The sequence below is a fragment of the Paenarthrobacter sp. CCNWLY172 genome (assembly GCF_037402035.1).
Classification (GTDB): Bacteria; Actinomycetota; Actinomycetes; order Actinomycetales; family Micrococcaceae; genus Arthrobacter.
Map to the genome: position 1 here is coordinate 1 of NZ_JBBEGB010000004.1, position 25,559 is coordinate 25,559.

24 protein-coding genes and 1 pseudogene are annotated in these 25,559 nt (G+C 63.4%); 12 read left to right on the forward strand and 13 right to left on the reverse strand.

What is annotated here, in order from left to right; genetic code table 11:
* On the forward strand, positions 1–195 hold a 195-nt coding region (locus WBN73_RS06710), incomplete at its 5' end, for a hypothetical protein (protein WP_146116699.1).
* A gap of 82 nt (positions 196–277) precedes the next feature.
* Here the strand turns inward: WBN73_RS06710 and WBN73_RS06715 are convergent.
* Positions 278–469 carry a YegP family protein gene (locus WBN73_RS06715; RefSeq protein WP_207594679.1) on the reverse strand — a complete coding sequence of 64 codons (192 nt, stop codon included), beginning with the start codon at positions 467–469 and terminating at the stop codon, positions 278–280.
* A 160-nt stretch (positions 470–629) separates the two neighbouring features.
* Between WBN73_RS06715 and nboR the strand changes: the two genes are divergently transcribed.
* Positions 630–1,268 (forward strand): nicotine blue oxidoreductase, encoded by a 639-nt coding sequence (gene nboR / locus WBN73_RS06720; protein WP_337340031.1) that lies wholly within the window; start codon positions 630–632, stop codon positions 1,266–1,268.
* Between the two features lie 41 nt (positions 1,269–1,309).
* Entirely contained in the window at positions 1,310–1,777 is a 468-nt protein-coding gene (locus WBN73_RS06725) for a GNAT family N-acetyltransferase (RefSeq protein ID WP_207594683.1), read from the forward strand.
* Between the two features lie 57 nt (positions 1,778–1,834).
* On the opposite strand, the gene WBN73_RS06730 is transcribed toward WBN73_RS06725, so the two are convergent.
* The 5 genes from WBN73_RS06730 to WBN73_RS06750 all read right to left on the reverse strand — a co-directional run bounded on the left by WBN73_RS06730 (position 1,835) and on the right by WBN73_RS06750 (position 9,337).
* Positions 1,835–4,657, reverse strand: a complete 2,823-nt coding sequence (locus WBN73_RS06730; protein WP_337340030.1) for a molybdopterin-dependent oxidoreductase — start codon at positions 4,655–4,657, stop codon at positions 1,835–1,837.
* Positions 4,647–5,585: an FAD binding domain-containing protein gene (locus tag WBN73_RS06735; protein ID WP_337340029.1), complete on the reverse strand. Its 939-nt coding sequence runs from the start codon at positions 5,583–5,585 to the stop codon at positions 4,647–4,649. The genes WBN73_RS06730 and WBN73_RS06735 overlap by 11 nt, the downstream gene beginning before the upstream one ends.
* Entirely contained in the window at positions 5,576–6,922 is a 1,347-nt protein-coding gene (locus tag WBN73_RS06740) for an XdhC family protein (RefSeq protein WP_337340028.1), read from the reverse strand. Before WBN73_RS06740 ends, WBN73_RS06735 begins: the two co-directional genes overlap by 10 nt.
* 330 nt (positions 6,923–7,252) lie before the next feature.
* A complete protein-coding gene (locus WBN73_RS06745; protein ID WP_207594691.1) occupies positions 7,253–8,836 on the reverse strand; it encodes an NCS2 family permease in 1,584 nt (527 codons plus the stop codon).
* 6 nt (positions 8,837–8,842) lie between these two features.
* Entirely contained in the window at positions 8,843–9,337 is a 495-nt protein-coding gene (locus WBN73_RS06750) for a nucleoside deaminase (protein WP_280623513.1), read from the reverse strand.
* 411 nt (positions 9,338–9,748) lie between these two features.
* On the opposite strand from WBN73_RS06750, the gene WBN73_RS06755 reads away from it, so the two are divergent.
* Positions 9,749–11,092, forward strand: coding sequence for an 8-oxoguanine deaminase (locus tag WBN73_RS06755; protein WP_337340027.1), 1,344 nt, complete (start codon positions 9,749–9,751; stop codon positions 11,090–11,092).
* A gap of 105 nt (positions 11,093–11,197) precedes the next feature.
* Here the strand turns inward: WBN73_RS06755 and WBN73_RS06760 are convergent, their stop codons facing one another.
* The 4 genes and pseudogenes from WBN73_RS06760 to WBN73_RS06775 form a co-directional block, all read right to left on the reverse strand.
* Positions 11,198–12,202 (reverse strand): hypothetical protein, encoded by a 1,005-nt coding sequence (locus WBN73_RS06760; protein WP_337340026.1) that lies wholly within the window; start codon positions 12,200–12,202, stop codon positions 11,198–11,200.
* A 73-nt stretch (positions 12,203–12,275) separates the two neighbouring features.
* Positions 12,276–12,656: a hypothetical protein gene (locus tag WBN73_RS06765; protein ID WP_337340025.1), complete on the reverse strand. Its 381-nt coding sequence runs from the start codon at positions 12,654–12,656 to the stop codon at positions 12,276–12,278.
* Positions 12,657–13,087: 431 nt separating this feature from the next.
* Positions 13,088–14,023 (reverse strand): annotated as a pseudogene (locus tag WBN73_RS06770) (type IV toxin-antitoxin system AbiEi family antitoxin domain-containing protein).
* A gap of 372 nt (positions 14,024–14,395) precedes the next feature.
* The gene (locus WBN73_RS06775; RefSeq protein WP_014922716.1) at positions 14,396–14,572 is read right to left on the reverse strand and encodes a hypothetical protein; all 177 of its coding nucleotides are present in this window, start codon (positions 14,570–14,572) and stop codon (positions 14,396–14,398) included.
* A gap of 369 nt (positions 14,573–14,941) precedes the next feature.
* Between WBN73_RS06775 and pucL the strand changes: the two genes are divergently transcribed.
* The 3 genes from pucL to WBN73_RS06790 all read left to right on the forward strand — a co-directional run bounded on the left by pucL (position 14,942) and on the right by WBN73_RS06790 (position 18,179).
* Positions 14,942–15,856, forward strand: coding sequence for a factor-independent urate hydroxylase (gene pucL, locus WBN73_RS06780; protein ID WP_207594695.1), 915 nt, complete (start codon positions 14,942–14,944; stop codon positions 15,854–15,856).
* 172 nt (positions 15,857–16,028) lie between these two features.
* On the forward strand, positions 16,029–17,537 hold the full coding sequence (locus WBN73_RS06785) for a nucleobase:cation symporter-2 family protein (protein ID WP_207594697.1): 1,509 nt from the start codon (positions 16,029–16,031) through the stop codon (positions 17,535–17,537).
* 174 nt (positions 17,538–17,711) lie between these two features.
* Entirely contained in the window at positions 17,712–18,179 is a 468-nt protein-coding gene (locus tag WBN73_RS06790) for a DUF2867 domain-containing protein (protein WP_337340024.1), read from the forward strand.
* A gap of 67 nt (positions 18,180–18,246) precedes the next feature.
* On the opposite strand, the gene WBN73_RS06795 is transcribed toward WBN73_RS06790, so the two are convergent.
* Entirely contained in the window at positions 18,247–19,002 is a 756-nt protein-coding gene (locus WBN73_RS06795; RefSeq protein ID WP_011776026.1) for an IclR family transcriptional regulator, read from the reverse strand.
* A 222-nt stretch (positions 19,003–19,224) separates the two neighbouring features.
* Between WBN73_RS06795 and WBN73_RS06800 the strand changes: the two genes are divergently transcribed.
* From WBN73_RS06800 to WBN73_RS06815, 4 genes are read left to right on the forward strand one after another with little or no spacing between them, the layout of a single operon-like run.
* Positions 19,225–20,625 carry an NAD-dependent malic enzyme gene (locus tag WBN73_RS06800; protein ID WP_280623519.1) on the forward strand — a complete coding sequence of 467 codons (1,401 nt, stop codon included), beginning with the start codon at positions 19,225–19,227 and terminating at the stop codon, positions 20,623–20,625.
* Positions 20,626–20,644: 19 nt separating this feature from the next.
* On the forward strand, positions 20,645–22,243 hold the full coding sequence (gene aceB / locus WBN73_RS06805) for a malate synthase A (RefSeq protein ID WP_207594704.1): 1,599 nt from the start codon (positions 20,645–20,647) through the stop codon (positions 22,241–22,243).
* Position 22,244: 1 nt separating this feature from the next.
* Positions 22,245–23,507 (forward strand): DUF6986 family protein, encoded by a 1,263-nt coding sequence (locus WBN73_RS06810; protein WP_337340023.1) that lies wholly within the window; start codon positions 22,245–22,247, stop codon positions 23,505–23,507.
* Positions 23,508–23,521: 14 nt separating this feature from the next.
* Positions 23,522–24,334 carry a bifunctional allantoicase/(S)-ureidoglycine aminohydrolase gene (locus tag WBN73_RS06815; protein WP_011776030.1) on the forward strand — a complete coding sequence of 271 codons (813 nt, stop codon included), beginning with the start codon at positions 23,522–23,524 and terminating at the stop codon, positions 24,332–24,334.
* Between the two features lie 84 nt (positions 24,335–24,418).
* On the opposite strand, the gene WBN73_RS06820 is transcribed toward WBN73_RS06815, so the two are convergent.
* Entirely contained in the window at positions 24,419–24,730 is a 312-nt protein-coding gene (locus tag WBN73_RS06820; protein ID WP_337340022.1) for a hypothetical protein, read from the reverse strand.
* Between the two features lie 85 nt (positions 24,731–24,815).
* A complete protein-coding gene (locus WBN73_RS06825) occupies positions 24,816–25,130 on the reverse strand; it encodes an MmcQ/YjbR family DNA-binding protein (RefSeq protein ID WP_337340021.1) in 315 nt (104 codons plus the stop codon).
* A 68-nt stretch (positions 25,131–25,198) separates the two neighbouring features.
* Between WBN73_RS06825 and WBN73_RS06830 the strand changes: the two genes are divergently transcribed.
* Positions 25,199–25,558 carry a VOC family protein gene (locus WBN73_RS06830; protein WP_337340020.1) on the forward strand — a complete coding sequence of 120 codons (360 nt, stop codon included), beginning with the start codon at positions 25,199–25,201 and terminating at the stop codon, positions 25,556–25,558.
* Position 25,559: the final 1 nt, after the last annotated feature.

Consider the following 25,559-nt stretch of genomic DNA (forward strand, 5'->3'; position numbering starts at 1 on the left):
TTCGGCTTCTCCGACACCCGCCAAGCCGCACGCCGCTACTTCAAAAACGACACCCACTCCATCGTCGCCAAAACCCTGCAGTTGCTGGCGGCGAGGGGCGAAGTCGAGGAGGGCGCGCCGTCGTACGCCATTGACCGTTACAAACTGCTGGACGTGAACGCCGGCACCACCGGCGGCGCAGGCGGCGACGCCTGACAACCCGCACAAAAAAGTTGGCGGCTGTGTTCGTATGGAACACTGCCGCCAACTTTTTTTCGCTGGTTTCTTTGGACCGGACCTAGGTACCCAGGTTCCGTCGGTCCACCACAAAGCCCGTTGCCGCATTTTCGCGGACGGCGTTGATGCCGGCCACCACGGCCTTGAGGTTCGGAAATTGTGGCGACACTGCCACAACCGTGCCGTCCTCGGCGGTGAGCCTGAACCGGAATGAGTTGGATCCTGCTTTGAGAATTTCGAAAGTGCCAGCCATATTTTCTGTTCCTTCACGCGTCGTTGCGTCTACGAGCTGACTGCACAACTCCCCCATCGACAATAATGGCCATTTACGCCGATCAAAAGGCCTACCCGCGGGTAATCTGCAACCGAATTAGGTAGATGTACCAGAAAGCAAGCCAGGAGCTAGAGACCGCATGCACCCCCGCGCGTATCGTGAGGATATGACTGACTCCGGCATGGCCCCCACCACGGGCGTGCTCCTCGCTGCAGGGGCCGGCACCCGCTTGGGGCGCGGCCCGAAGGCGCTGCTCCCATTCCGCGGCCGGACGTTGGTAGAGGTTCTGGCCAACACCCTGTTCGACGGCGGCTGCCGCGAGGTTGTGGTGGTACTCGGCGCCGAAGCCGACCGCGTCAGAAGCGTCACGTATCTGGGCCCCTACGTGGTGGTGGAGAACGAGCAGTGGGGTAAAGGCATGGCGGGCTCTTTCCGCGCCGGAATCGACGCCGCCACCCCTGGGAACAGCATCATGGTGGCGCTGGTGGACCAGCCCGGACTAACTCCGACGGCGGTGAGCAGGCTGCTGGGCAGCCACCGTCCCGGTCGGGTTACCGCGGCCGCGTACCCTGATGAGTCGGGCCGCCTGAAGCGCAGGCACCCGGTGATTTTCGACGTCGGACTCCGCGCCGAAGCCGCTGCCGCGGCTCATGGCGACACGGGAGCGCGCTCGTTCCTGAAGGCCCATCCCGGCCTGGTGGACCTGGTGGACTGCAGCGACCTTTGCTCCGGCGAGGACCTGGACACGAAGGACCAGCTGCATTTGCTGGAGATGTAAGTATTGGTACCTGGGTCAAGGGCCCGGGTAACTTTGGACGCATGATCCGCATTGATCTTGACGATCCCGCACGCCCCGATGTCCACCAACTCCTCAGCGAGCACCTGGCCGACATGTTCGCCACGTCGCCCGCTGAGAGCGTGCACGCGCTGGACCACTCGGCGTTGTCACACGAATCCATCACGTTCTGGACGGCACGCGAGGATGGTGTGTTGCTGGGATGCGGTGCGTTGAAGACGCTCTCCGCCGGGCAGGCCGAGATCAAGTCCATGCGCACTGCGGCCAGCGCGCGGGGACGCGGAGTGGCCACCTTGATGCTGGGGCACATCGTGGCCGAAGCCCGTGTGCGAGGGTTCGAGCGCCTGAGCCTGGAAACGGGAACCGAGGATTATTTCGCTCCGGCCCGCCGGTTGTATGCCCGGCACGGTTTCACCGAATGCCCCCCATTCGGGGACTACACCCTGGACCCGAACAGTGTGTTCATGGAGCTCGCCGTCTCACCCAAGTGAGTAACAGCAAACGTCGCACTGAGGGCTCATACCGACGTTTGCTGTTACTCAGTTGGGCTACACGGGCGCAGTGGTGCGGTCGCGGAGGGCCAGATAGATCTTGTCCCGCGCGATGGGCAGCTCGCCAAAGCGGATCCCCGTCGCGTTGCGGATGGCGTTGGCCAGCGCGGGCGCCACCGGGTTGAACGGGCTCTCGCTCATGGACTTCGCGCCAAGGGGGCCAGTGGAGTCGTTGGTAGCGGCGAAGTACACCTCGCTCCGGGGCACGTCAGCGAACGACGGGATGTGGTACTGCCGCAGGATGTCCGTGGTGACCCGTCCGGCGTCGTCCACTTTCACTTCCTCGTACAGCACCGCGCCGAGGGCCTGCGCAATGCCGCCCTCGATCTGTCCACGGCATTGCCGCGGATTCACCACAACACCGGCGTCGGCGGCCTGGACACTCTGCAGGATCCTCAGCTCACCGGTTCCCGTATTAACGGCAACACGGAAGCCATGGACGTTGAACGCGACAGATCGCGGCGTCCCACCCCAGTTGCCGTCGGTGGCGAGCCGAACGCCCTGCAGCCGGGCGGCGTCGACGATTTCCGCCAGCGTCACCGTGCGGTCGCCACACTCGACGGCGCCATCCACCAGCCGGCAATCCGTCAGGGCCGCTCCGGTCAGCGAAGCGGCCACCGTCTGGATCCGGGTGGCGAGTTCCAATGCGGCACCGAGTGTCGCCTTGCCGGCCACCACGGTTCCGGCCGAGCCAAAAGCCCCGGTGTCGTGCTCCACGAGGTCGGTATCGGACTGGCGGACCGTCACCTTGGACGCCGTGGTCGCAAGCGCCGTGGCGGCCAGCTGCGCGTGAACAGTTGTGGTGCCGTTCCCAAATTCGGCAGTACCGACGTCGACGGCGAACCTTCCGTCCGCTTCCAGGCTCACCCGGGTGTGGGCGAAATGGCCGCGCGGCGGGACGGTGTCGATCATGGACAGGGCCGAGCCCTCCCCCACCACCCAGTCCGGTCCGAGGTCGTCCAGTCCGGCGGCGCGGTATCGTTCCTTGCCCCGGTCCAGGGCGTCCCGCACCAAAGCAACACACTGGTCCAGGCCGTAGCTTCCGTAGTGCACGTCTTCTTCCGGCTCGGGGGTGGTGGACAGCATGTGATCACCGGGGCGGACCATATTCTTGAGCCGGAATTCGAGCGGATCCATGCCGATGCCGACAGCCAGCTCATCGATCGCCGATTCGATCGCGAAGATCATCTGGCTCAGCCCATACCCGCGGAAGGCACCGGCGGGGACGGTGTTGGTGTACACCGCGTGCGCGTCCACTTTCTTGTTCACGCACTTGTAGACGGCCAACGATTCGCCACAACCGTGGAACATCACTCCCGGCGCATGGTTTCCGTAGGCACCGGTGTTGGTGAGGACGTTCAGTTGAAGCGCGGTGAGGGCACCGTCACGGCTGGCACCCGCCTTGAGGTGAATGGTGAAGGGGTGGCGCGTAGTGGTTGCCGTGAACTGCTCAGTACGGGTGAACTCCAGCTGGACGGGCCTGCGAAGAGCCAAAGCGGCAAGCGCCACCAGGTCCTCGGTGAGGACTTCCTGCTTGCCACCGAATCCGCCACCAACCCGGCCGGCCACCACCCGGATGGTCTCCGGCGCAAGGTTGAACACCCGGCTCAGCGTCCGTTTTACCAAGAAGGGAACCTGCGTGGAGGAACGGATCATCAAACGTCCCTCCTCATCCAGCCAGGCAATGGAAGCATGCGTTTCCATGGCCACGTGCTGCACCCGTTGGGTTTGGTACGTGTGCTCGTGGATGAAGTCCGCAGCCGCGAACCCATCAGCAACACTCCCAAGTTCGGCATGGACCTCTGCCACCACATTCTGGAGCGGGCGGGAAATGCGGGAGAAGACTCCGTCCTTTTCTCCGTGAATCGCCGGGGCTCCAGGAAGGATGGCTTCCTGCGGAGTGAAGACCGGTTCCAGCAGTTCGTACTCAACAGCCAAGGCGCGGGCGCCGGCCTCTGCCGCCCCAACGGACTCGGCGACGACGGCCGCAACCCGCTGGCCGATGAACCGCACCACGTTATCCAACACACGGGTGTCATCGGGATCGTCGGTGTAATTCTCGTGTTGGGCCGTGGAGAACAGCAGCTGCGGTGCGTCCTCATGCGTGAACACCGCCACGACGCCGGGAACCGCCAGCGCCGGGGCCTTGTTGATGGACACAATCCGGGCATGCGGGTGCGGCGAACGAAGGAGCTTCATGTGCAGCAGGCCCGGAAGTTGCCCGGCCGGGACATCAAGGGTGTAGCGGGCGGTTCCGGTGACCACAGCCTGACCGGCGGGTGCGGGAACGTTGTCGCCGAGCTGACCGGGAGTGGCGGGCACAACCGCGGTGGGAACGGCAGCTGGCGACTGCGCCCCCGAAACGTCAACTCCGGCGTCGTGCTGGTGATCGCCGCCGTGGCCGCAGACCGCGTCCGCGATGGAGCGGTAACCGGTGCAGCGGCATAGGTTGCCCTTGAGGTTGCGCGGCAGGTTGGCGCGTTGCTCGTCGTCGAAGGTGGCCGCGGTCATCATCATTCCGGCGGTACAGAACCCGCACTGGAAACCCTGGGCTTCCAGGAACTGCTCCTGCACTGGATGCAGGCCTTCTGCGCTGCCCAAGCCCTCGATGGTGGTGACTGCTTTGCCCTCGGCACGGACAGCCGGGTAGATGCAGCTGTGGACGGGTGTTCCGTCAACGTGGACGGTGCAGGCTCCGCAGTCGCCGCCGTCGCAGCCCTTCTTGACGCCAAAGTTGCCCTCTTCGCGGAGGAACGTGCGGAGGCACTGGCCGGGGCGGGGTGTGGCCTGCGAGGCAGTTCCGTTGATCTCAATTGCCATTCGGGGCCTCCTTCTGCTGGGTGGTGGATGGTGCGGGCTGCGTGGACGGCTGGGGCGAGGTGTTGTGTGGCGGCCAGAAATCGCCGGACACGGTCATGGACTCGCCCAGCAGTTCCGCCCGGATTTCTTCGGCCAGCTTGAACGTCATGTCGCGGCGCCAAGCGGGGAGCCCGTGGATATCGTCGTGGTACAGCGGCCAGGGAATTGATTCGCCGACGGCGTCAGCCAACGTCCCGGCGTCGGGAACCTGCCCGGCAGGGAACCTCAGTTGTACCGGCCTTTTGGTCGAGGCAGTCACAGTGATGACCAAGGCGCCGTCGGGGTCGAGCCGTCCGATCAGCAGCACGCCTGAGCGCCCGAGGTTGCTGAGGGACAAACGCCGGAAGGCAACCCTCGCGGAAAGGGCGCCGGCGGGGAGATGGATACTGCGCAGCAGCTCTCCCGGCGCCAGGTCAGTCTGCATATCCCCTGTAACGACGTCGGCCACCGGAATTTCCCGGCTGGTGCCATCCGCGCTGAGGATGGTGGCGATGCCGTCCAGTCCGGCGCACAACGACGTCATGGGCCCTGCCGGGAGGCCGGTGCAAATATTGCCGCCCACCGTGGACATGTTCCAGATCTTGAACGAAGCCACGAACGAGTCGCAGCAAGGGCGGACCAAGGCCAAGCCAGGCCATTCACGGCTGGCTGCTTCGGCAGTTTGCGGCAAGGCGTACAGCTGCGCAACGGTGCAGGTGGCGGCGAGTTCGATGCCCTTGTCCGTCACGGTCACGGCGGGCCAGCCGGCCTGGCCAAGGTCAAGAAGCCGTTTGAGGACGGTGCTTCCGTAGGAGAAAAGGACCGTGCCACCGGCGAGCCAGGCATCGCCGTCGCGCCATTGTGCGGGGTCCGTGGTGGGGACCACGGCCTCGATGGTGTTCATGTCCATGGGTCCTCCTGAGTGAGGTGTTGAGGTGCTGGGTGGAACGGAGCCGGATGAATCGGGCCGATGCTGTCCTTGAGTGAAGGGAAGCCGGGGGTCTTTCCGGCCGCACTGCCCCCTCGCTCCGGGGCTGCCGCCCCGCGTTCCGCCACGATTTCCGCCGTAATGGATACCGCTACTTCCGCGGGGGTCACGGCGCCAAGGTCCAGACCGATAGGTGAATGCAGCCGTTCCAAGGACTCCGGCGTCGTGCCGGCCTCGAGCAAGGCGTCGACCCGCTGGCGATGGCTTCTACGGGATCCCATCGCCCCGACGTAGGCCAGGTTGAACCGGAGTGCGGTCTCCAGCAAGGGAATATCAAACTTGGGGTCATGGGTCAGGACGCACACCACAGTCCGGTTATCGATGCGGCGGGCCGCTGCTTCGGCTTCCAGATAGCGGTGCGGCCAATCAGTGACAACTTGGTCTGCCCCCGCGAAGCGGCTTTGCCGGGCGAAGGCAGGCCGGGCATCGCAGAGGGTGACGTTGTAGCCGAGCAGTTGTCCGGCGGGGAGCAACGCGGCGCCAAAGTCGTTGGCACCAAAGATCAGCATCCGCGCGGCCGGCAAGCGGCTTTCGACGAATAGTGTGATGGGCTCGGGCTGGGTTTCCTCTTCCTGGTGCTCAGCTGCCCACCTGTCCGTGGTGACCCAACCATCGATGCAGCCCTCCGGCGGAGCGAGCCGGACCAATCCGGCACGTCCGCCCTGGAGCAGCGGCTCCACCTGTGCGGCGGCCGCGAAGAGTGTGGAGGGATGGTCTCCGACCAGCTTGGCCAGTTCCTCCGATTCCATCGCGCGGAACCTCACAGGATCATGCACGACGACGACACCGCCCGCCGCATCCAGCCTGCGGATCAGCGCCACGGCAGGAGGGGCCACGGAAAGCTGGGCTTCGGAAGGGTGTGCCGTGGTGGACTGGCCTTTGAAGGATGACAGTCCGGATAAAACCGAAAGTTCAGTGAAAACGGAAAGTTCCGGAGAGCCTGCTCCGAGCGGCTGGATGTGGACTTCCAGTTCTCCTCCACAGGTGAGCCCTGCAGCGAAGGCGTCCTCGGAACTGTAGCCGAACGACTCAAGGCGGGGGCCGCCGTCGCGCATTGCTTCCAGGGCCGCTTCCACCACGGCACCTTCCACGCAGCCTCCGGACAGGCTGCCCAGTATTTCGCCATGTTCGGAGACCATCATGGAGGTCCCCATGGGCCGCGGCACGGAGCCGCCGGTCCCTACGATCGTGGCCACAGCACATCGCTGGCCGGAGACCGCAGGCCGCCAGCTGCCCAGTGAAGGCATCAGATCCAGCATGGCAACACGTCCTTTTTCCAGGTGTCCCGGCCGGGTGGCCCGGCCGGAGCAGTGCGCGATCTTGCCTCATATTCTCATTTCCAGAGGTTGTTGAGGGGAAGTCGCGGCTAAGTCAGTAAGAGTTCAGTCAGTCAGAGTTCATAGGAACGGGGGCAAGGGCTTCATCTCCCTGCCCCCGTTCCTTGACGGAGCGTCGACCGCCCAACCGCCGCCCGCCGTCGTGCCTGTATTAAGAGGACGACGACGGCGGACGCCTATTCGTGCGGTGGGTACCGACGGACCGCCGATCAGAGTGCCGGAATGACCGCCGGCGCGGGGTGCGGCTCCGGGTCAGACGCCCATCAGGGCGTTGATGGGGCCGCGGGCGAAGTAGATGATGAAGCCTGCCGTGACCACCCACATGAGCGGGTGAACTTTCTTGGCCTTACCCGACGCTGCGCTGATCACGGCGAAGGAGATAAATCCGACGCCGATGCCGTTGGCGATCGAGTAGGTCAGCGGCATGGTCACGATGGTCAGGAACGCAGGGAGCGCGATGGAGAACTTGGTGAACTTGATCTCGCGGATCTGCGCCATCATCATTGCACCCACCACCACCAGGGCTGCTGCTGCAACTTCCAGCGGCACCACCGAGGTGAGCGGCGTGAAGAACATCGAACCCAGGAACAACAGGCCGGTGACCACGGAGGCCAAGCCGGTACGGGCACCTTCGCCGATGCCGGCAGCGGAGTCGATGTAGACGGTGTTGGATGAACCGGACGTTGCGCCACCCACCACTGCGCCCATGCCTTCAACAATGAAAGCCGACTTCAGCTTGGGGAAGGTACCGTCCTTGTGTGCCACGCCTGCGCTCTTGGCCAGGCCGGTCATGGTGCCCATGGCGTCGAAGAAATTGGTGAACACCAGGGTGAAGACCAACATGGTGGCCGCCAATCCACCGATCCTGGCGAAGGAGCCGAAGAGATCGAACTGGCCCACCAGGCTAAGGTCCGGGACGGACACCAGCTGGCTGGACAGGATGGGTACGTTGAGGTGCCAGCCGCCGGGGTTGTCGGCGCTGCCTGGACCAATGCGGAACACGGCCTCGGCAACAGCGGCGAGGACAGTGGTGGCGACGATGCCGATCAGCAGGCCGCCTTGGATTTTGCGTGCCACGAGGATGCCCATGGTCAGCAGTCCGATGATGAAGACAAGGGTGGGGATGGAGGTGATGGAGCCGTTGTCGCCGAGCTGAACCGGTGGGCCGCCCGTGGTGGCGCGGACAAAGCCGGAGTCCACAAAGCCGATGAAGGCGATGAACAAGCCGATGCCAACGGTGATGGCTGCCTTGAGCTCCTTGGGAACTGCCTTGAAGATCGCCGTCCGGGCGCCGGTGGCACCGAAGATGACAATCAGGATGCCGTTGATGACCACAAGTCCCATGGCTTCAGGCCACGTGACTTCCTGGATCACCGCGACGGCCAGGAAGGAGTTAATGCCCAGCCCGGCCGCGAGGCCGAAGGGCAGGTTGGCGATGAGACCGAAAACAATGGTCATGACGCCGGCGGTCAGGCCGGTGACGGCTCCAACCTGTGCAGCCGAAAGCCAGCCGCCGGCGACGTCGGTGGGAGCGTTTTCTGCCGAGAAGCCGCCAAGGATCAGCGGGTTCAGGATGACGATGTACGCCATGGTGAAGAACGTGACCAGGCCGCCGCGGAATTCGCGGGCCAGCGTGGATCCACGCTTGGAGATCTGGAAGAACTTGTCCAGGAAGGAGTTCGACACCGGGGGCTTCTTGTTGCCACCTGCCAGGCCGGTTGCCGTGTGCTTTGCCGCTGTGGGCTCTGCGCTGTCTCCCTGGGGAAAGAGCGCAGCCTGCTTTTCAGCTGCTGTCTGCTTTTCAGCGGAATTATCCAGGATTGTCATGTCAGCCACCGGGCCCTAGTAGTCAATCCTGGAATCAAGCGTGTTCCATGTGTTGAACGGCTGGAGGGCCGCCGGAGCCTGGGGGTCGCCCAGTTCCAGCTTGGCTACCGGCATCAGCGCGTCCCGGTTGTCATTCTCGAAGTACTCGTAGAAGACAGCGTCATCGAAGCCGACGGATGCGGCGTCGTGACGGTCTGCGGCAAAGAACACGCGGTCAACGCGTGCCCAGAGTGCGGAGGCCAGGCACATGGGGCATGGCTCGCAGCTGGTGTAGAGGGTTGCTCCGCTGAGATCGAAGGTTCCCAGTTCGCGGCAGGCGTTGCGGATGGCCGTGACTTCTGCGTGGGCGGTGGGATCGTTCGTGGCGGTGACGCGGTTGACGCCTTCGAAGGCTCGTCCGTCCGCGGTGACAATGACGGCGCCGAACGGGCCCCCACTGTTGAGGACATTGGCTGTAGCCAGCTCAATGGATGTGGCCAGGAATTGCTCGGCCGTGACGGTTTTACTCATGTTGCGACTTCCTTAGTGCTGAGGAAGCCAGGTGACCTATGTGGGGGCGCTACAGAGAAGAGCTCCAGTTAGCTTGGTTACCAGGCTTCAGCATGTGCGATGAAGGTTAAGTTGCGCCTGGTAGATAGCTTCCCGAGGTCCGGGTGCCCGCCTTTGGCAGTTAGAGCGTAGCACCAGCTTTGTGAGCCGCGCCATAGTTTTTTGAAAACTTAATTTCGTCATGCGAAATTACTTATTCCACGGTTCTGGTGGCCGAATGTGACCGGGGACGCCCCACGGACGTTGACCGCCGCCGTCGGGCATTCTACGCTTTTCGGACTGGGCCGCATTCTGACGGTCCGGCACCTGGATCAGCAGACAGGGCCTAACTGAGCTGGAACGCGTACACGCCGACCAGACAAGGAACCTGTCATGACCCCACTTTGGATCAAGAATCCGTTGGGCATTTTCACCGCTAACGACCTCGACGCCGGTGGCGGCCTGGTGGTTTCCGACGGGAAAATCGTAGAGCTGGTGCCTTCGGGCGGGCAGCCTTCATCTCCCGCCGACGTCTTTGATGCCTCCTCCCATGTGGTCCTGCCCGGCCTCATCAACACGCACCACCACTTCTACCAAACGCTCACCCGCGCGTGGGGTCCCGTGGCCAACGCTCCCCTGTTCCCATGGCTCCAGAACCTGTACCCGGTGTGGGCGCGGCTGACGCCCCGGAGCCTTGAGCTTGCCGTACAGGTTGCGCTGGCTGAGCTGCTGCTTTCCGGCTGCACCACCGCTGCCGACCACCACTACCTCTTCCCCGACGGCATGGAAGACGCGATTGACATTGAGGTTGCAGCCGCACGTTCCATGGGCATGCGCGCTACCTTGACCCGCGGGTCCATGACCTTGGGAGAGGACGACGGCGGGCTGCCGCCCAGGACCACGGTCCAGTCACCTGAGGCGATCCTTGCGGACAGCGAACGGCTCATTCGCCAGTATCACGAGACCGGTGACGGAGCCGTTGTGCAGATCGCACTGGCCCCCTGCTCGCCCTTCTCCGTGACCAAGGAAATCATGGCCGAGAGTGCCGCTATGGCCGAACGATTCGATGTCCGGTTGCACACGCATTTAGCCGAGACCATTGATGAAGAAGACTTCTGCCGGTCCATGTTTGGACTGCGGACCGTGGATTACCTGGAGTCCGTGGGTTGGCTGGGCAACCGGACCTGGCTGGGACACGGCATCCACTTCAACGACGAGGAGATCGCCAGGCTGGGAGCCGCGGGCACCGCCGTCGCGCATTGCCCCACTTCCAACATGCGCCTGGCCTCCGGAACCGCGAGGGTCCTGGAACTCGAGGCTGCTGGTGTCCCCGTAGGGCTGGGAGTGGACGGATCGGCGTCGAACGATGCTTCCAACATGATCCTCGAAGCCCGGCAGGCACTGTATTTGCAGCGGCTCCGCTACGGCGCTTCAGTTCCTGTGGAGCGGGCCCTTGGCTGGGCCACCCGTGGATCCGCCGCGGTTCTTGGGCGCTCCGACATTGGGCAACTGGCTCCGGGTTTGCAGGCGGACTTGGCCCTGTTCAAACCCGACTCCTTACGATTCTCGGGCAGCCACGACCCCGTTGCCGCGTTGCTGCTCTGCGGTGCGGACCGTGCCGACCGGGTGATGGTGGGGGGTGCTTGGCGGGTGGTTGACGGTGCAATTCCGGGGCTGGACGTGGCCGGTCTGATCGCTGAGCACTCGGCGGCGGCACGGAAGTTGGTTGCGGGGTAGGTTCGGTGCCGCTTGCGCGAGATCGCCGGAACGCGTCCATTTCACAGGGAACGTTCCGGCGATTTCGCACTATTCCGGCGATCTCGCTGCCGACCGCCAGTTGTATCAGATCGTGATCTTGTAGATGTGATGTGTGTACTCGTTGGCGAACGAGTCTGTGAACTTTCCGTTCTGGACAGAGATGGTGCGGTTCTCGCCCACAACCTCCACCTGCGTACCGGTGATCCCGGCCGGGAGGGTGAACGTCTTGGAACCTGTACCGCCGTTCAAGCCGATGCCTGCGAAGAGGTAGGCACTTCCATCCTTCGCCTTAAGCATCGTGTCCGTGCCCGCGGCGCCTGCGTCCCACACATAGCTCTGCGTGTTGAGTACAGGTGCCAAGGACTGGATACCGGCTAGGGCAGCCTTGATCTTCGCCTTCCTGTCAGCCGGCGCCTGAACCAGTGAGTACGTCCCGAAGCCTGCCTGGCCATTGTTGTTGTGCTGGAAGATACTGATCCCGCGTGCCTCATGGATGATGCCGGACCACATAGCGCCTTCCATCTGTTCCGGTGTGATGGTGCGGTCATTGGAGGCATTCAGGAACGGGCGTGCCGACTCAACAAATATCCAGTTCGGATGGATACCCGGCGCCGACTGGAACTTGCGCATCTGGTCAATCTGCCAGCCGTAGGCCGCCGAGGTAGCAGTGTTCGCACCCTCCGGCCATGCCGGCGTCCGGTTCAACTCGTCCTGCAGATCCGCCCGCGTGTACATGTAGTTATCCACGGATGCCGCGTCAACAGCAGACATGAAGTCATCCATGAGCCCCGGCGCCCAATAGGTTCCCAGGATGCCCTTGGAATAGTTGGCGAACGCAAACCTGCCGTCGTTGAAGCCACGGATCTGGGCCACCTTGTTCTTCATCTGCTGAAGGTTCTGCTCATATGTTGAACCGTCGCAGCCAAGCCCCAGCATGTCGCACTCGTCATAGGTGTCCCAGCCAACCACGTTCGGGTTGCTGCCCACTTCAGTCCGGGACCATTCTGTTCCGGCGATGACCAGCATTCCCGTGTTCGTGATGGACGCCATGGTGGAACCGTCATGCTCGGCGTTCTGGTAAACGTTCACGCCAATGTCCTTCAATTGGGTGGCGTGCTCAGGTTTTCCGTAATAGACGCTGACGGGGAACAGATTAGGGTTGTTAAGATTCGCTGCGCCGGGGAACTTTGCCCAGTACGCAGGGCCGCCATCCCAGGGAACCCGAGCCAGATTGGCGAGGGTGCCGGTGGTTGGAGTTGTGGGGGTTGGGGTGGGGGATGGGGTTGGGGTGGGCGTCGGCGTCGGCGTCGGCGTCGGGCCAACCGTCGTCGCACTCGGCGAAGGCGTCGGCGTCGGTCCAACCGTCGTCGCACTCGGCGAAGGCGTCGGGGTCGGGCTTTCGCTCGTCTCCGTCGGCGAAGGCGTCGGGGTCGGGCCAACCGTCGTCGCACTCGGCGAAGGCGTCGGGCTTACGGTAGTCGGACTCGGCGATGCGTCCGTGGCGGTTATAGTCGGTGTCGGTGTCGGTGTCGGCGTCGTGCACCCTGCCAGAGCCAACGCGATCACCACCCCAAGCATTGAGACCTTGAGTTTCATGACAGTGTTCCTTTGGGGTAGCAGCCACAAGCAGGCTGCTGCGGTGCCGGAATCCCCACACCCGGCTCTCGTTGTCACCTGCCGAGGCAGGGATTTTCGGCCGGGGATCGTGACCCGGCACGGCTCGATGACGAGCGTCGGTATTACTCGACATGCTGCGGTGCGACGCGTGCGGACGTAAGGCCGGCGCCATCGAGCGAGCAAACGCAACCCCTCAGTCAGGGTCGCCACGGCCTTCAAGACCCAAGGGGGTGGCCGTCAGCCCAGCTTACGTGAAGCCCTCAGCGCCCCGCCGATTGTTACGCAGATCACATTCCACCATTTCGATGCTTCGCTGCGCATAAGACGGCAGGAGCCGTCGAGTGCGCAGGGATTCGTCTATTCGGCCGCGCGGAGAGTTCGCAGCACGCGCATCTTGAAGTCGCGCTCCTGGAACAGATCCCGCCATTTGATGCGAATGAACTTCCAGCCGAGCTCAGTCAGGGCCTTTTCGCGCTGACGTTCTTGGAAGACAACCTCATCCGTTGGCGCGTAGTCGAAGTACTTGATCCTGCCGTCGAACTCCAAGGCCACCTTCTTGTCGCGCCAGGCTAAGTCCAAACGGTGCCGGCCCTCAACAGTGCGGACTTCCACCTGAAGTTCCGGTGGCTCAATGCGGAGTCGCACCAGAAGTTCCCGACTTAGGGTCTCACCCGGGGACTCAGAGCGGGGATCGGCATTTTCCAAAGCCCGTCGCAGCGAAAGCACTCCGTTTCTGCCGGACAGGAATTCGCACATCTGCGTCAACCTCGCGACATCAGCACCAATTCGGAGGGCCTGGTCCATCAAGACAAGGCTCTGCCGGTAGTCCAACATCAGGCAACAGTCCACCACTGTCCGCTCCAGCGAAGTACACGGCAGCCCGTCCACGAGGACCACCTCGCCCTCCCCAAGCACTCTGGAATGGGCCGCTACATCGCGGCCATGCGAAATCGGCGACGGCGTCTTCTTCTGCGTAATGTGCACGCGGTCGTCAACATCCCACAGGAACAGGCGGTGGAGGCGGGCAGCGGAGGTGTGGCTGTAGACCAAGCCACCGCCCGACGTCGTGAGTGTCCCGTGGGCGTGCGCGGCGATCAGTTGCCGGCTTCGGACCCAAGGTTTTTGCGCCGCTCAGGTCCGCCCACGAATGTAGCAGCCTCGGCGGAGCCTCACCAGAACTCCCCCTCGCACTAGGACTGCTATGGCACGGGCATTGAATCCTGCCTCATTAAGCTGGCCTGTCCTCCACAAATCCATGCCGGGTGGGAGTTCCTTGGGGGCGGTAGTAGTCATGAGCCAACTTTCGCCAAGCCCGCGAGTCCGGGACAGGTGCGTACGGCCCTATGTGGAAAAGTCCGATTCGATGGCTTGCTGCGGGCCAGACGACTCCTACCGTCTAATCTGCAGCGAAGCATCTGCATGGAGTCATTCCCGAGTTCCGGACAGACCGGGATCTCCCCCGAACCAGAATGCGTCGCGAGGCTAACCCAGCCCGATTCGATGGCTTGCTGCGGGCTAGACGACTCCTACCGTCTAATCTGCAGCGAAGCATCGAATCGGGGGCGGAGCGCACAGAAGGCACACAAAAGCGGGCGACACCTCCCCAGGTATCGCCCGCCTCGTTGGCTCTGTTGCGCAGAGTCCGCGCCCCGAAGATGCAGGGTCTCAGGGGCGCTGCCGGCCGAACACCGGGAGTGCGCGCAGCCAACGGGAGAACCCGCCAGCCTTGCGGTCACAGTCGGCCGGAATGTAGAAGTCCGGATCTGTTGCACCGAAGGGCAGGTACAGCTCCTGACCGGGCGCCGGGAATTCCACGACGTTGTTCGTATCCTTCGAGTCCATCTGTTCCTCCTCTTTCTCATGCATGCAGTTTCCGCTCTTCGGAAAACTTTTATTGTTATGTGGAAAGTGTAGGCAGGCGGCAAAGCAAGCGTCAAGACCCCCGAAAAGCCAAACCGAGTTGCCCCGGTCACATTTGGATGGTTCATAACGATCCTTCGGAATCCATATACACAAGCCGAAATCATGCGCTACTCTCGAATGAGTTCGTGGCGTAGGTCACGTAACCTGAGAGCAGCAGGCAGGGTCGTAATGAGCTGGCATCAATGGATGTCGGCTCTTTTTGTTGGGTCGGCTCCACCAGAAACGCGGTGGAAACACGCGCTTAATTTCATTGATGGAACGTAGGTTCCACCTCACAGAAGTTGGGATATGACCATGAGCAACAACATCGTCCTCGGCGAAAACCAGTACGGCAAAGCAGAAGTCCGCGTCGTCAAAGTCACTCGGGATACGGACCGTCACCACATCGAAGACCTGAACGTCACCTCGCAGCTGCGCGGCGACTTCCAGGCCGCGCACCTCGAAGGCGACAACGGCCACGTCGTTGCCACCGACACCCAGAAGAACACCGTTTATGCGTTCGCCCGTGAAGGCATCGGCTCCCCCGAGTCCTTCCTCCTGCGCCTTGCAGACCACTTCACAGGTGGGTTCGACTGGGTCACCGGCGGCCGCTGGGAAGCCGAGGCCTACAGCTGGGATCGCATCCAGGCCCATGGCGAGGGACACGACCACAGCTTCGTTCGCAACGGACAAGAGGTGCGTACCGCCGTCGTCGTCCGTGATGGCGCAACCACGCACCTTATTTCCGGCCTCAAGGACCTGACCGTCCTGAAGACCACGCAGTCCGGCTTTGTCGGCTACCCGCGCGACAAGTACACCACCCTGCCGGAGACCACCGACCGCATCCTGGCCACCGATGTATCCGCCCGCTGGCGCTACAACACCAACCTGGACTTCGCCGGCACGGACTTCAACAAGAGCTACGAGGACATCAAGGCACTCCTGCTGGAAGGCTTCACCGAGAACTACTCCCACGCCCTGCAGCAGACGCTGTTCGACATGGGCAAGAAGGTCCTGGAAGCACACAGCGAAGTGGACGAGATCAAGTTCTCCATGCCCAACAAGCACCACTTCCTGGTTGACCTGAGCCCATTCGGCCTGGACAACCCCAACGAGGTCTTCTTCGCCGCGGATCGCCCGTACGGCCTCATCGAAGCAACCGTCCAGCGCGAGAACATCGCCGCTGCCCCGGTTGCCTGGAGCGGCATCGCCGGCTTCTGCTAAGCCCGCACCTAAGCCGCACTAAACCGCACCATCCAAGGGTATGTGTGCAGGTCCCACCACTTGCGCCCCGCAAAGGACCTGCACACAAACCCAACCCCAAAACCCCAAGATTTTGTTAGCCAGACACAGTTAGCCAGACGAAGACGTCTGCCATGAACCCAGAAAGTCTGCCATGAACATCAAAAAGAAGTCCCGCCCTGCGAATACCACCTCTTCGCGGAAGCATCAGCCGGAACGCCCCGAGGACAAGCGCCTGTCAATTGGCAGCACCTTCGCTTACGGCTTCCAGCACGTCCTCACCATGTACGGCGGAATCATTGCCCCGCCGCTCATCATCGGTGCAGCTGCCGGCATGAACTCGCAGGACATCGGCCTCCTCATCGCCGCCTGTTTGTTTGTTGGCGGCCTGGCCACCATCCTGCAGACGGTTGGTATTCCGTTCTTCGGCTCGCAGTTGCCGCTGGTCCAGGGCGTGTCCTTCGCCGGTGTTTCCACCATGGTGGCGATCGTCCAAGGCGGCGGCGGGATACAGGCAGTGTTCGGCTCGGTCATCGTGGCATCGCTGATTGGCTTGGCGATCACCCCCCTGTTCTCCAAGATCATCAAATTCTTCCCACCAGTGGTCACGGGCACAGTCATCACCACCATCGGCCTGACGCTGATGCCGGTGGCGGCAAACTGGGCCATGGGCGGCAACGCCAAGTCCGACAACTACGGCAGCATGGCCAACATTGGGCTCGCAGCGGCAACCATGGGCGTCGTCCTTCTCCTGAGCAAGGTTGGCAACGCCGCCATCTCCCGGCTCTCCATCCTGCTGGCCATGGTCATCGGCACCATCATCGCCCTCATTGCAGGCATGGCCGACTTCTCCAAGGTTGGCCAAGGCGACATCGTCGCGTTCCCCACACCGTTCGCTTTCGGCGCGCCGACCTTTGAAATCGCCGCCATCATCTCCATGCTCATCGTCATCCTGGTCACCCTGACAGAGACCTCGGCCGACATCATCGCAGTGGGCGAGATCGTGGACACCAAGGTGGACTCCCGCCGCATCGGCGACGGCCTCCGCGCAGATATGCTCTCCAGCGCCATCTCCCCGCTGTTCAACTCCTTCACGCAGAGCGCCTTCGCCCAGAACGTGGGACTGGTGGCCATCACGGGCATCAAGAGCCGCTTCGTGGTCAGCGCCGGCGGCCTTATCCTGGTGATCCTCGGCCTCCTGCCGATCCTGGGCCGCGTTGTAGCAGCGGTTCCGACGCCCGTTTTGGGCGGCGCCGGTGTGGTGCTGTTCGGTACGGTGGCCGCCAGCGGTATCCGCACCTTGGCCAAGGTGGAGTACAAGAACAACATGAACCTGATCATCGTCGCGGCATCCATCGGCTTCGGCATGATCCCCATCGCCGCACCGTCCTTCTACGACGCGTTCCCGTCCTGGTTCTCCACGATCTTCCACTCCGGCATCAGCTCGGCAGCCGTCATGGCCATCCTGCTGAACATCCTCTTCAACCACTTCAAAGCCGGCAATTCAGACAACCAGTCGGTGTTCGTCGCCGGTACTGACCGGGTTGTCAGCGAAGAGGACATCAAGTGCCTGAGCGAAGGCGACCGCTTCGAAAACGGCAAGCTCATCGACGCCGACGGCAAGGAAGTCCCGCTCAAGACCTCCAGCGCGTCGGAGCACTAGCTTTCAACCGCGCAAACAACAGCAGGCGGCAGTGTTTCCTTGGGGGACACTGCCGCCTCTTGTCGCCTCGCGCGGAAAGCGGACAGGAACAGAATGTACGACGCCGGAACCCGCCCACGTGGCGCCCTCGCCACCGCAGGCACTCGCTTCCCACGCGCGCCGTAGGATCAGCCCATGACCGAACAGGCTCCTTGCTTCCACTCATTGGCCTTACGCAAGATCCCGACGCCGGACTATGCGGACGTCTGCTTGGCCGTCCTTCCCCAAGGGGCCGGCACGGACCCCACGGAATGGGTAGAGCGGCTGTTCGCCGTGGAGTCCATGCCCCGCTGGGTTGCCGGAGCCATGGGTTTGCGGCAGGCACTGGTCCCTTTGATCGGCGTTCCCAAGGCCCCGCTGGACACGTTCAGAGTGACGGAGCAGTCCGGGGAAGAAGCCCTGATTTTTGTCCGGGACAAACACCTGGACTTCGCGGCCGCCGTCGGAGTCGATCCGGTGGGCCGACTGATCAGGGTGACCACCGCCGTCGTACTTAAGGGGTGGCGGGGGAAGCTGTACTTCAGCCTCGTGCGGCCGGTGCACCCGATTGTGGTGAACTCCATGCTGAAGAAAGCCACCCGCCCACAACCAACGCCGAGGTAACAAAAGATGGCAATGCTTTGGGAAACATTGCCATCAAATGCCACCCCGGCGGGTGCGGGCGGTAAGCCTAGTTCTGGTTCAGCTCCGCGGAGATCGCCATGGCAGCTTCACGCAGCATGGGCACGGCGCGGTCAGCGAAGCTCTGGTCAACGCGGGTGATCGGTCCGGACACGGAGATTGCGGTGGGCGTGGGCGCGTTGGGCACGGCCATGGCGAAGCAGCGGACGCCGAGCTCCTGCTCTTCCTCGTCAATGGAGTAGCCACGTTCGCGGATGAGCTTGAGGTCAGCGAGCAGGGAGTCGATGTCGCCGATGCTCTTGGCCGTGGGAGTAGGCATGCCGGTGCGGGCCACGATGCCGCGGACAACCTCGTCATCTAACTGGGCGAGGATGGCTTTGCCCACGCCGGTATCGTGCGTGTGGGCGCGGCGGCCGACCTCGGTGAACATGCGCATGGAGTGCATGGACGGGACCTGGGCCACGTAGATGACCATGTCCGAATCAAGGACGGCCATGTTGGAGGTCTCGCCGAGGCGTTCCACCAGTGTCTTGAGCTGCGGACGGGCCACTGCGCCGAGTTGCTTGCTGGCACCTTCGCCGAGCCGGATGAGCCGCGGGCCCAGGGCATAGCGGCGGTTGGGGAGCTGGCGGATGTAGCCCAGGGACACCAGCGTGCGGAGCAGGCGGTGGATGGTGGGCAAGGGCAGGTCGGTGGACGACGAGAGTTCGCTGAGCGTGACGTCGCCGCCCGCGTCCGTGATCAGTTCCAGCAGTTCAAAGACGCGCTCAACGGACTGCACGCCTCCGGAGGCTTTTTCAGCCATTCCCTTGTCTCCCATGACTCAGATTCCGACAACTCTTATCCGCATCGTGAAAAGAATTGCTTAGAACACCCAACATACAGCACAGCGGGCACCTGCGCGATGACACCGAACATGACCAAGCGAGGGGGTTGTGTTTCCACTTTGTAGATAATAATATCCATAATACGAAAACATTCAGTTTGGAACGGCGGCCCGGGAACGGGCCTTACAGGAGGAATTTCAATGGCGAATCCGAGCCCCGGAAACTCGATCACCCTGCGCGTCGCCGCACCGTCGAGCTTCACCGCTACCAGCGAACTGGCAGCAGCCGTCGGCGCAGCCGGTGCAGCAATCACCGCCCTGGACGTCACGGAATCCCACCACGAGACGATCGTTGTTGACGTCACGTGCAACACCACCGACGACGACCATGCAGCCCGCGTGAAGGACGCCCTGAACGCCCTCGACGGCGTCACCGTCCAGCACGTCTCTGACCGCACCTTCCTCATGCACCTCGGCGGCAAGCTCGAAGTCGTCCCCAAGGTAGCCCTGCGCAACCGTGATGATCTTTCACGCGCCTACACTCCCGGCGTCGCGCGTGTTTGCATGGCCATTGCCGAAGACCCGGCCGCAGCCCGCAACCTGACCGTCAAGCGCAACACCATCGCCGTCCTCACCGACGGCTCGGCCGTGCTGGGCCTGGGCAACATCGGCCCCGCCGCCGCACTTCCCGTGATGGAAGGCAAGGCAGCACTCTTCAAGCAGTTCGCCAACGTTGACGCCTGGCCGGTCTGCCTGGACACCCAGGACACCGAAGAAATCATCATGATCGCCAAGGCCATGGCCCCCGTCTACGGCGGCATCAACCTCGAAGACATCGCCGCACCGCGTTGTTTCGAGATCGAGAACCGCCTCCGCGAAGAACTCGACATCCCCGTCTTCCACGATGACCAGCACGGCACAGCGATCGTCACGCTGGCTGCCCTTGTTAACGCCCTCCGCGTGGTGGACAAGAAGCTCTCCGAGGTCAAGATCGTGGTTTCGGGCGTCGGCGCTGCCGGCTCGGCCATCATCCAGCTCCTCAAGGCCCAGGGCGCGCAGCACATCATCGCCGCCGGCCGCTCCGGCGCCATCCACTCCGGCGAGGAATATGGCGACGAGCACCGCAGCTGGATTGCCGCGAACACCAATGAAGAAGGCTTCTCCGGAACCCTGCACGACGCCCTCAAGGGAGCGGACGTCTTCATCGGCGTCAGTGCCCCGCACGTGATCGGCGAAGAGCAGGTGGCCTCCATGGCCGAGGATGCAATCGTGTTCGCCATGGCCAACCCGACGCCGGAAATCGACCCCGTTGTTGCGTCCAAGCACGCAGCCGTGGTTGCCACCGGCCGCAGCGACTTCCCGAACCAGATCAACAACGTGCTGGCCTTCCCGGGCTTCTTCCGGGGCCTGTTGGACGCCGGTGCATCGGACATTACGCCGAACATGCTGGTGGCCGCAGCCGAGGCCATTGCCAACCGGGTAGCTGACGATGAGCTGAACGCGAGTTACATTATCCCCAGCGTCTTCGATCCCCATGTTGCCGCCGATGTGGCCAGTGCCGTAGCAGCAGCTGCGCATGCCAACGCCGCCAGCGCACTCTAGAAAAAAGGAATCCGCTCACATGGCTATCACAGTCACCGATCCCCGGCCGATCGATCGCGCCGAGGAAATCCTCACTCCCAAGGCACTGGCCTTCGTCGAGGAACTGCACAGGCGCTTCGCCGGCACCCGCAACGACCTCCTTGAAGCCCGTAAAGTCAAGCGCCAGAAGGTTGCCGACACGTCCCGCCTGGACTTCCTCCCGGAGACCCAGGATATCCGCGACGGCGACTGGAAGGTCGCCGAGGCACCGGCAGCCTTGCAGGACCGCCGGGTCGAAATGACCGGCCCGGCAACCCCGGCCAAGATGGCCATCAACGCCCTGAACTCCGGCGCCAAGGTGTGGCTGGCGGACCTCGAAGATGCCAGCACGCCCACGTGGCCCAACGTCATCGACGCCATCCTCAACCTTCGCGACGCCGCCCAGGGAACCCTGAGCTACACCTCGCCGGAAGGCAAGGAATACCGACTTCGCACGGACGCTCCCCTGGCTGTCGTTGTCGCCCGCCCCCGCGGCTGGCACATGGAAGAACGCCACCTGCTGATCGACGGCGAACCCGCCGTGGGTGCGTTGGTGGACTTCGGCCTGCACTTCTTCCACATCGCCAAGCAGCTGCTCCTCAACGGCCACGGCCCGTACTACTACCTGCCCAAGATGGAGAGCCACCTGGAGGCACGCCTCTGGAACGACGTCTTCGTCTTCGCCCAGGATTTCCTCGGCATCCCGCAGGGCAGCGTCCGCGCCACGGTGCTCATCGAAACCATCCCGGCGGCGTTCGAGATGGACGAGATCCTCTACGAACTGCGCGATCACGCCTCGGGCCTGAACGCCGGCCGTTGGGACTACCTCTTCAGCATCATCAAGTACTTCCGTGATGCCGGCGAAGAGTTCGTCCTCCCGGACCGCGCCACCGTTGCCATGACGGCACCGTTCATGCGGGCCTACACCGAACTCCTGGTCAAGACCTGCCACAAGCGCGGCGCCTTCGCCATGGGTGGCATGGCCGCCGTCATCCCCAACCGCAAGCAGCCCGACGTCACCGCCGCAGCCTTCGACAAGGTCCGCGCCGACAAGACCCGCGAAGCAAACGATGGCTTTGACGGTTCCTGGGTGGCCCACCCGGACCTGGTTCCCACGTGCCGCGAAGTGTTCGATTCCGTGCTGGGCGACCGTCCCAACCAGCTGGACAAGCAGCGCCCCGAGGTGAGCGTCACGGCTGAGCAGCTGATCGACGTCGCCTCCGCCGAAGGCCACGTCACCGAAGCCGGCCTGCGGCTGAACCTGTACGTCGCCGTCGCTTACACGGGCGTGTGGATCTCCGGCAGCGGTGCCGTGGCCATCCACAACCTCATGGAGGATGCCGCAACCGCGGAGATCTCCCGCTCGCAGGTCTGGCAGCAGATCCGTAACAAGTCAGTGCTCGCGGACACGGGCAACACCGTGACCCGCGAACTCGTCACCCGGATCCTGGGCGAAGAGACCGAGCGCCTGCGCATCGAATTCGGCGACGAGAACTTCACCAAGTACTACGAGCCGGCGTCGAAGCTGATCGAGGACATCTGTTTGTCCGACGATTACACCGACTTCCTCACCACGCCCGCGTATGAGCTGGTGGGCTGAGATGGGCTCATTCTCTGCATCCGATCTGGCCCACATCGAGTCGCAGCTTGCCGCGACGGACCAGCTGCTCGACCGGAACTACCCTGGCGACGACGGCTCACGACAGCCCATCCACACCGTCTACATCCCGGCTGACCGCTTCACACCAGCTCTCGCAGCTGAGTGGGGCGCCCAGGCCCTCGCGACGGCGGAAGCCCACGGCGGCCTGGAAAAGCTGGGTCAGCTGTTGGGCCAGGAGCCTCACTTGGCTGCTGCTGTTGCCGAACGGGTTGCTGCAAAGCTTTCGGCTGAGCCGATCGAGGACCTCCGCCTGGACTTCGAAGACGGTTACGGTGACCGCGGCGACGAGGCAGAAGACGCCGACGCCGTTGCTGCCGCCAACGCTGTTGCCGCTGCAGTTGCGGCAGGGACAGCTCCGCCGTTCATCGGCATCCGCTTCAAGTGCTTCGAGGCCCCCACCCGGGCCCGTGGCCTGCGGACACTGGATCTGTTTGTGTCGACGTTGGCTGCTGCCGGGGAACTCCCTGCCGGCTTGATCCTCACCCTGCCCAAGGTCACCACGGTGGCCCAGGTGCAGGCCATGGACTTCGCAGTGTCCCGGCTGGAGGAAGTCCTGGGACTCCCCGCTGGCCGGCTTCGCTTTGAGGTCCAGGTGGAAACTCCGCAGCTCATCATCGGCGCGGACGGAACCTCGCCTGTAGCCCAGCTCCCCCACGTGGTTCCGGGCCGTATCAGCGCCCTGCACTACGGGACCTACGACTACAGCGCCTCGCTGGGAATCTCCGCGGAATACCAGTCCATGGAGCACCCGGTGGCCGACTTCGCCAAGGAAGTCATGCAGCTCGCTGTTGCGGGAACGGGCATCCGCCTGTCCGATGGTTCCACCAACATCATCCCCGTGGGCGACGCCGTTGAAGACGCCTGGAAACTGCACGGCCGGTTGGTCCGCCGTTCCCTGGAAAACGGCTACTACCAGGGCTGGGATCTCCACGCCGCCCAACTGCCCAGCCGCTTCTCGGCGTCGTACGCTTTCTACCGCGAAGGCCTGCCCGCAGCGGCCCTGCGCCTCCGCAACTACGTGGAACGCACCGAAGGCGGCGTCATGGACGAGCCCGCCACGGCCCGCGCACTGGCAGGCTTCGTCCTCCGCGGCGTCCAGTGCGGCGCAGTGGGGACCGACGAGGTCAAGGCGCTTGCCGGCGTCGAACTTTCACAGCTGACCGCACTGGCGCACCCGCGGCTCGCGCAACCAACTTCGCACTGATAGGAGCATCTCGCATGGGCAAGTACTACTACCCACAGGGCGGCCTGCCGCCGCAGACCCAACTCACCACGGAACGCGCAATCGTCACCGAGGCGTACACGGTGATCCCCAAGGGCGTGATGACGGACATCGTCACCAGCAACCTGCCGGGTTTCTCCAACACGCGGTCATGGATCATCGCGCGGCCGATCTCCGGTTTCGCCACCACGTTCTCGCAGCTGATCGTGGAGATCGCGCCGGGCGGCGGGGCTCCCAAGGCCGAGTTCGAGGCCGGCGTTGAAGGCGTCATCTTCGTCACCAAGGGCCAGGTGAACCTGACCCTCGACGGCGAACTGCACCACCTCGAAGAGGGTGGCTACGCCTACCTCGCTGCCGGTGCAGAGTGGGGCTTGGAGAACGTTTCCGACGACATCGTGTCCTTCCACTGGATCCGCAAGGCCTACGAGCGGCTCGAAGGGTTCGAAGCCAAGTCCTTCGTCACCAACGAGAAGGACGTGGAGCCCACCTCCATGCCGGACACCGACGACGTCTGGAAGACCACGCGCTTCACGGACTCCAGCGACCTCGCGCACGACATGCAGGTCAACATCGTCACCTTCCAGCCCGGCGGTGTGATCCCCTTCCCGGAGACCCACGTCATGGAGCACGGCCTGTACGTGCTTGAGGGCAAGGCCATGTACCTGCTCAACAACGACTGGGTTGAGGTGGAGGCCGGCGACTTCATGTGGCTGCGCGCGTTCTGCCCCCAGGCTTGCTACGCCGGCGGTCCGGGCGAGTTCCGTTACCTGCTCTACAAGGACATGAACCGCCAGGTGAAGCTCACCTAGTCTGTTGTTTGCTTGCGCCGAGATCGCCGGAACGCTGCCAGTTCGCCTGGAGCTTTCCGGCGATTTCGCGTTTCTGCGGCGAACTCAGCGCTCTGGGTGGCTTCTGCGACGGCCGACGGCGAGTCCCGCCCAGAACGCGAGGACCAACAGGCCAACCCCCGCCACGGCCAAGCCGAGCTGGGTCCCTTTACTCACGAAGGAGCCGTTGTCCCCCACGAACACACTGTCGCTCAGTGGCGCGTAGGCAAACCAGCCAATCTGGTCATTCATGCCGTTCCACGCCACGATCACGCCCACAACCACGGCGATTAACCCCAGCAAAGGCACGACGGCGGCTGCCAGTTTGCGGGCAGGCTGCGGTGTGTTGTGTTCCCCAAGTGTGTTGTGATCCCCCATGCGGCCGAGTCTAGCCCGACCGCCCGCAACCAACTGGGTAACAGCACATGTTCTACTGAGCGCTCAATGGGACGTTTGCTGTTACTCAGTTGGGTTTGCCTGGGCCGCCGGCGATTCGGTACGACTCCTGCAGCAGCTCATCCAACTCGTCCGTGTCGATTCGCTCGAGCCGGATCAGCATGAGTTGCGGGGATTGGTCGTGATGTGGGGTCCAGAAGAAGGTATCCGGATTCATGGCTGCGAGCGCTTCGCGTTCATCGGTTTTGACGGTGCCCACGCCTTCTTCCCAGATGCGGGCCATGAGGGTCTTTGCGAACCAGGCGGGCTGTCCCCAACTGGGACGCTCACTTACACCGGGCATGCCCAGGCAGATGCGCCGGATATCGTCTTCTGTGGCCATGGTTCACTGTGGCACTGGTGCTGCGCAATGGACAAGACATGCCAGGGCACCGCCGCTACGCTGGCCCCATGTTGACTATCGGCAGCACAGTCCTGGGCATCAATGACATGGCCCGCGCCACCCGGTTCTGGCACCAAGCCCTTGGATACGTCCCACGGGAACCGGGCGATGACACGTGGGTGATCCTGGTACCGGCGTCAGGCACCGGACCCCAACTGGCCCTCATGCTCAGTGAAACACCGGTACAGGATCACCCCCGCACTCACCTTGACCTCTACGCGGATGACCAGGCTGCCGAGGTGGAGCGGCTCATCGGGCTCGGCGCCCAACGAGTTGACTGGGACCTGTACCCCGAGGATCCGGACTTCGTGGTCCTCGCTGACCCGGACGGCAACCGCTTCTGCGTGATCGACAAAAGTCCGCGGTAGC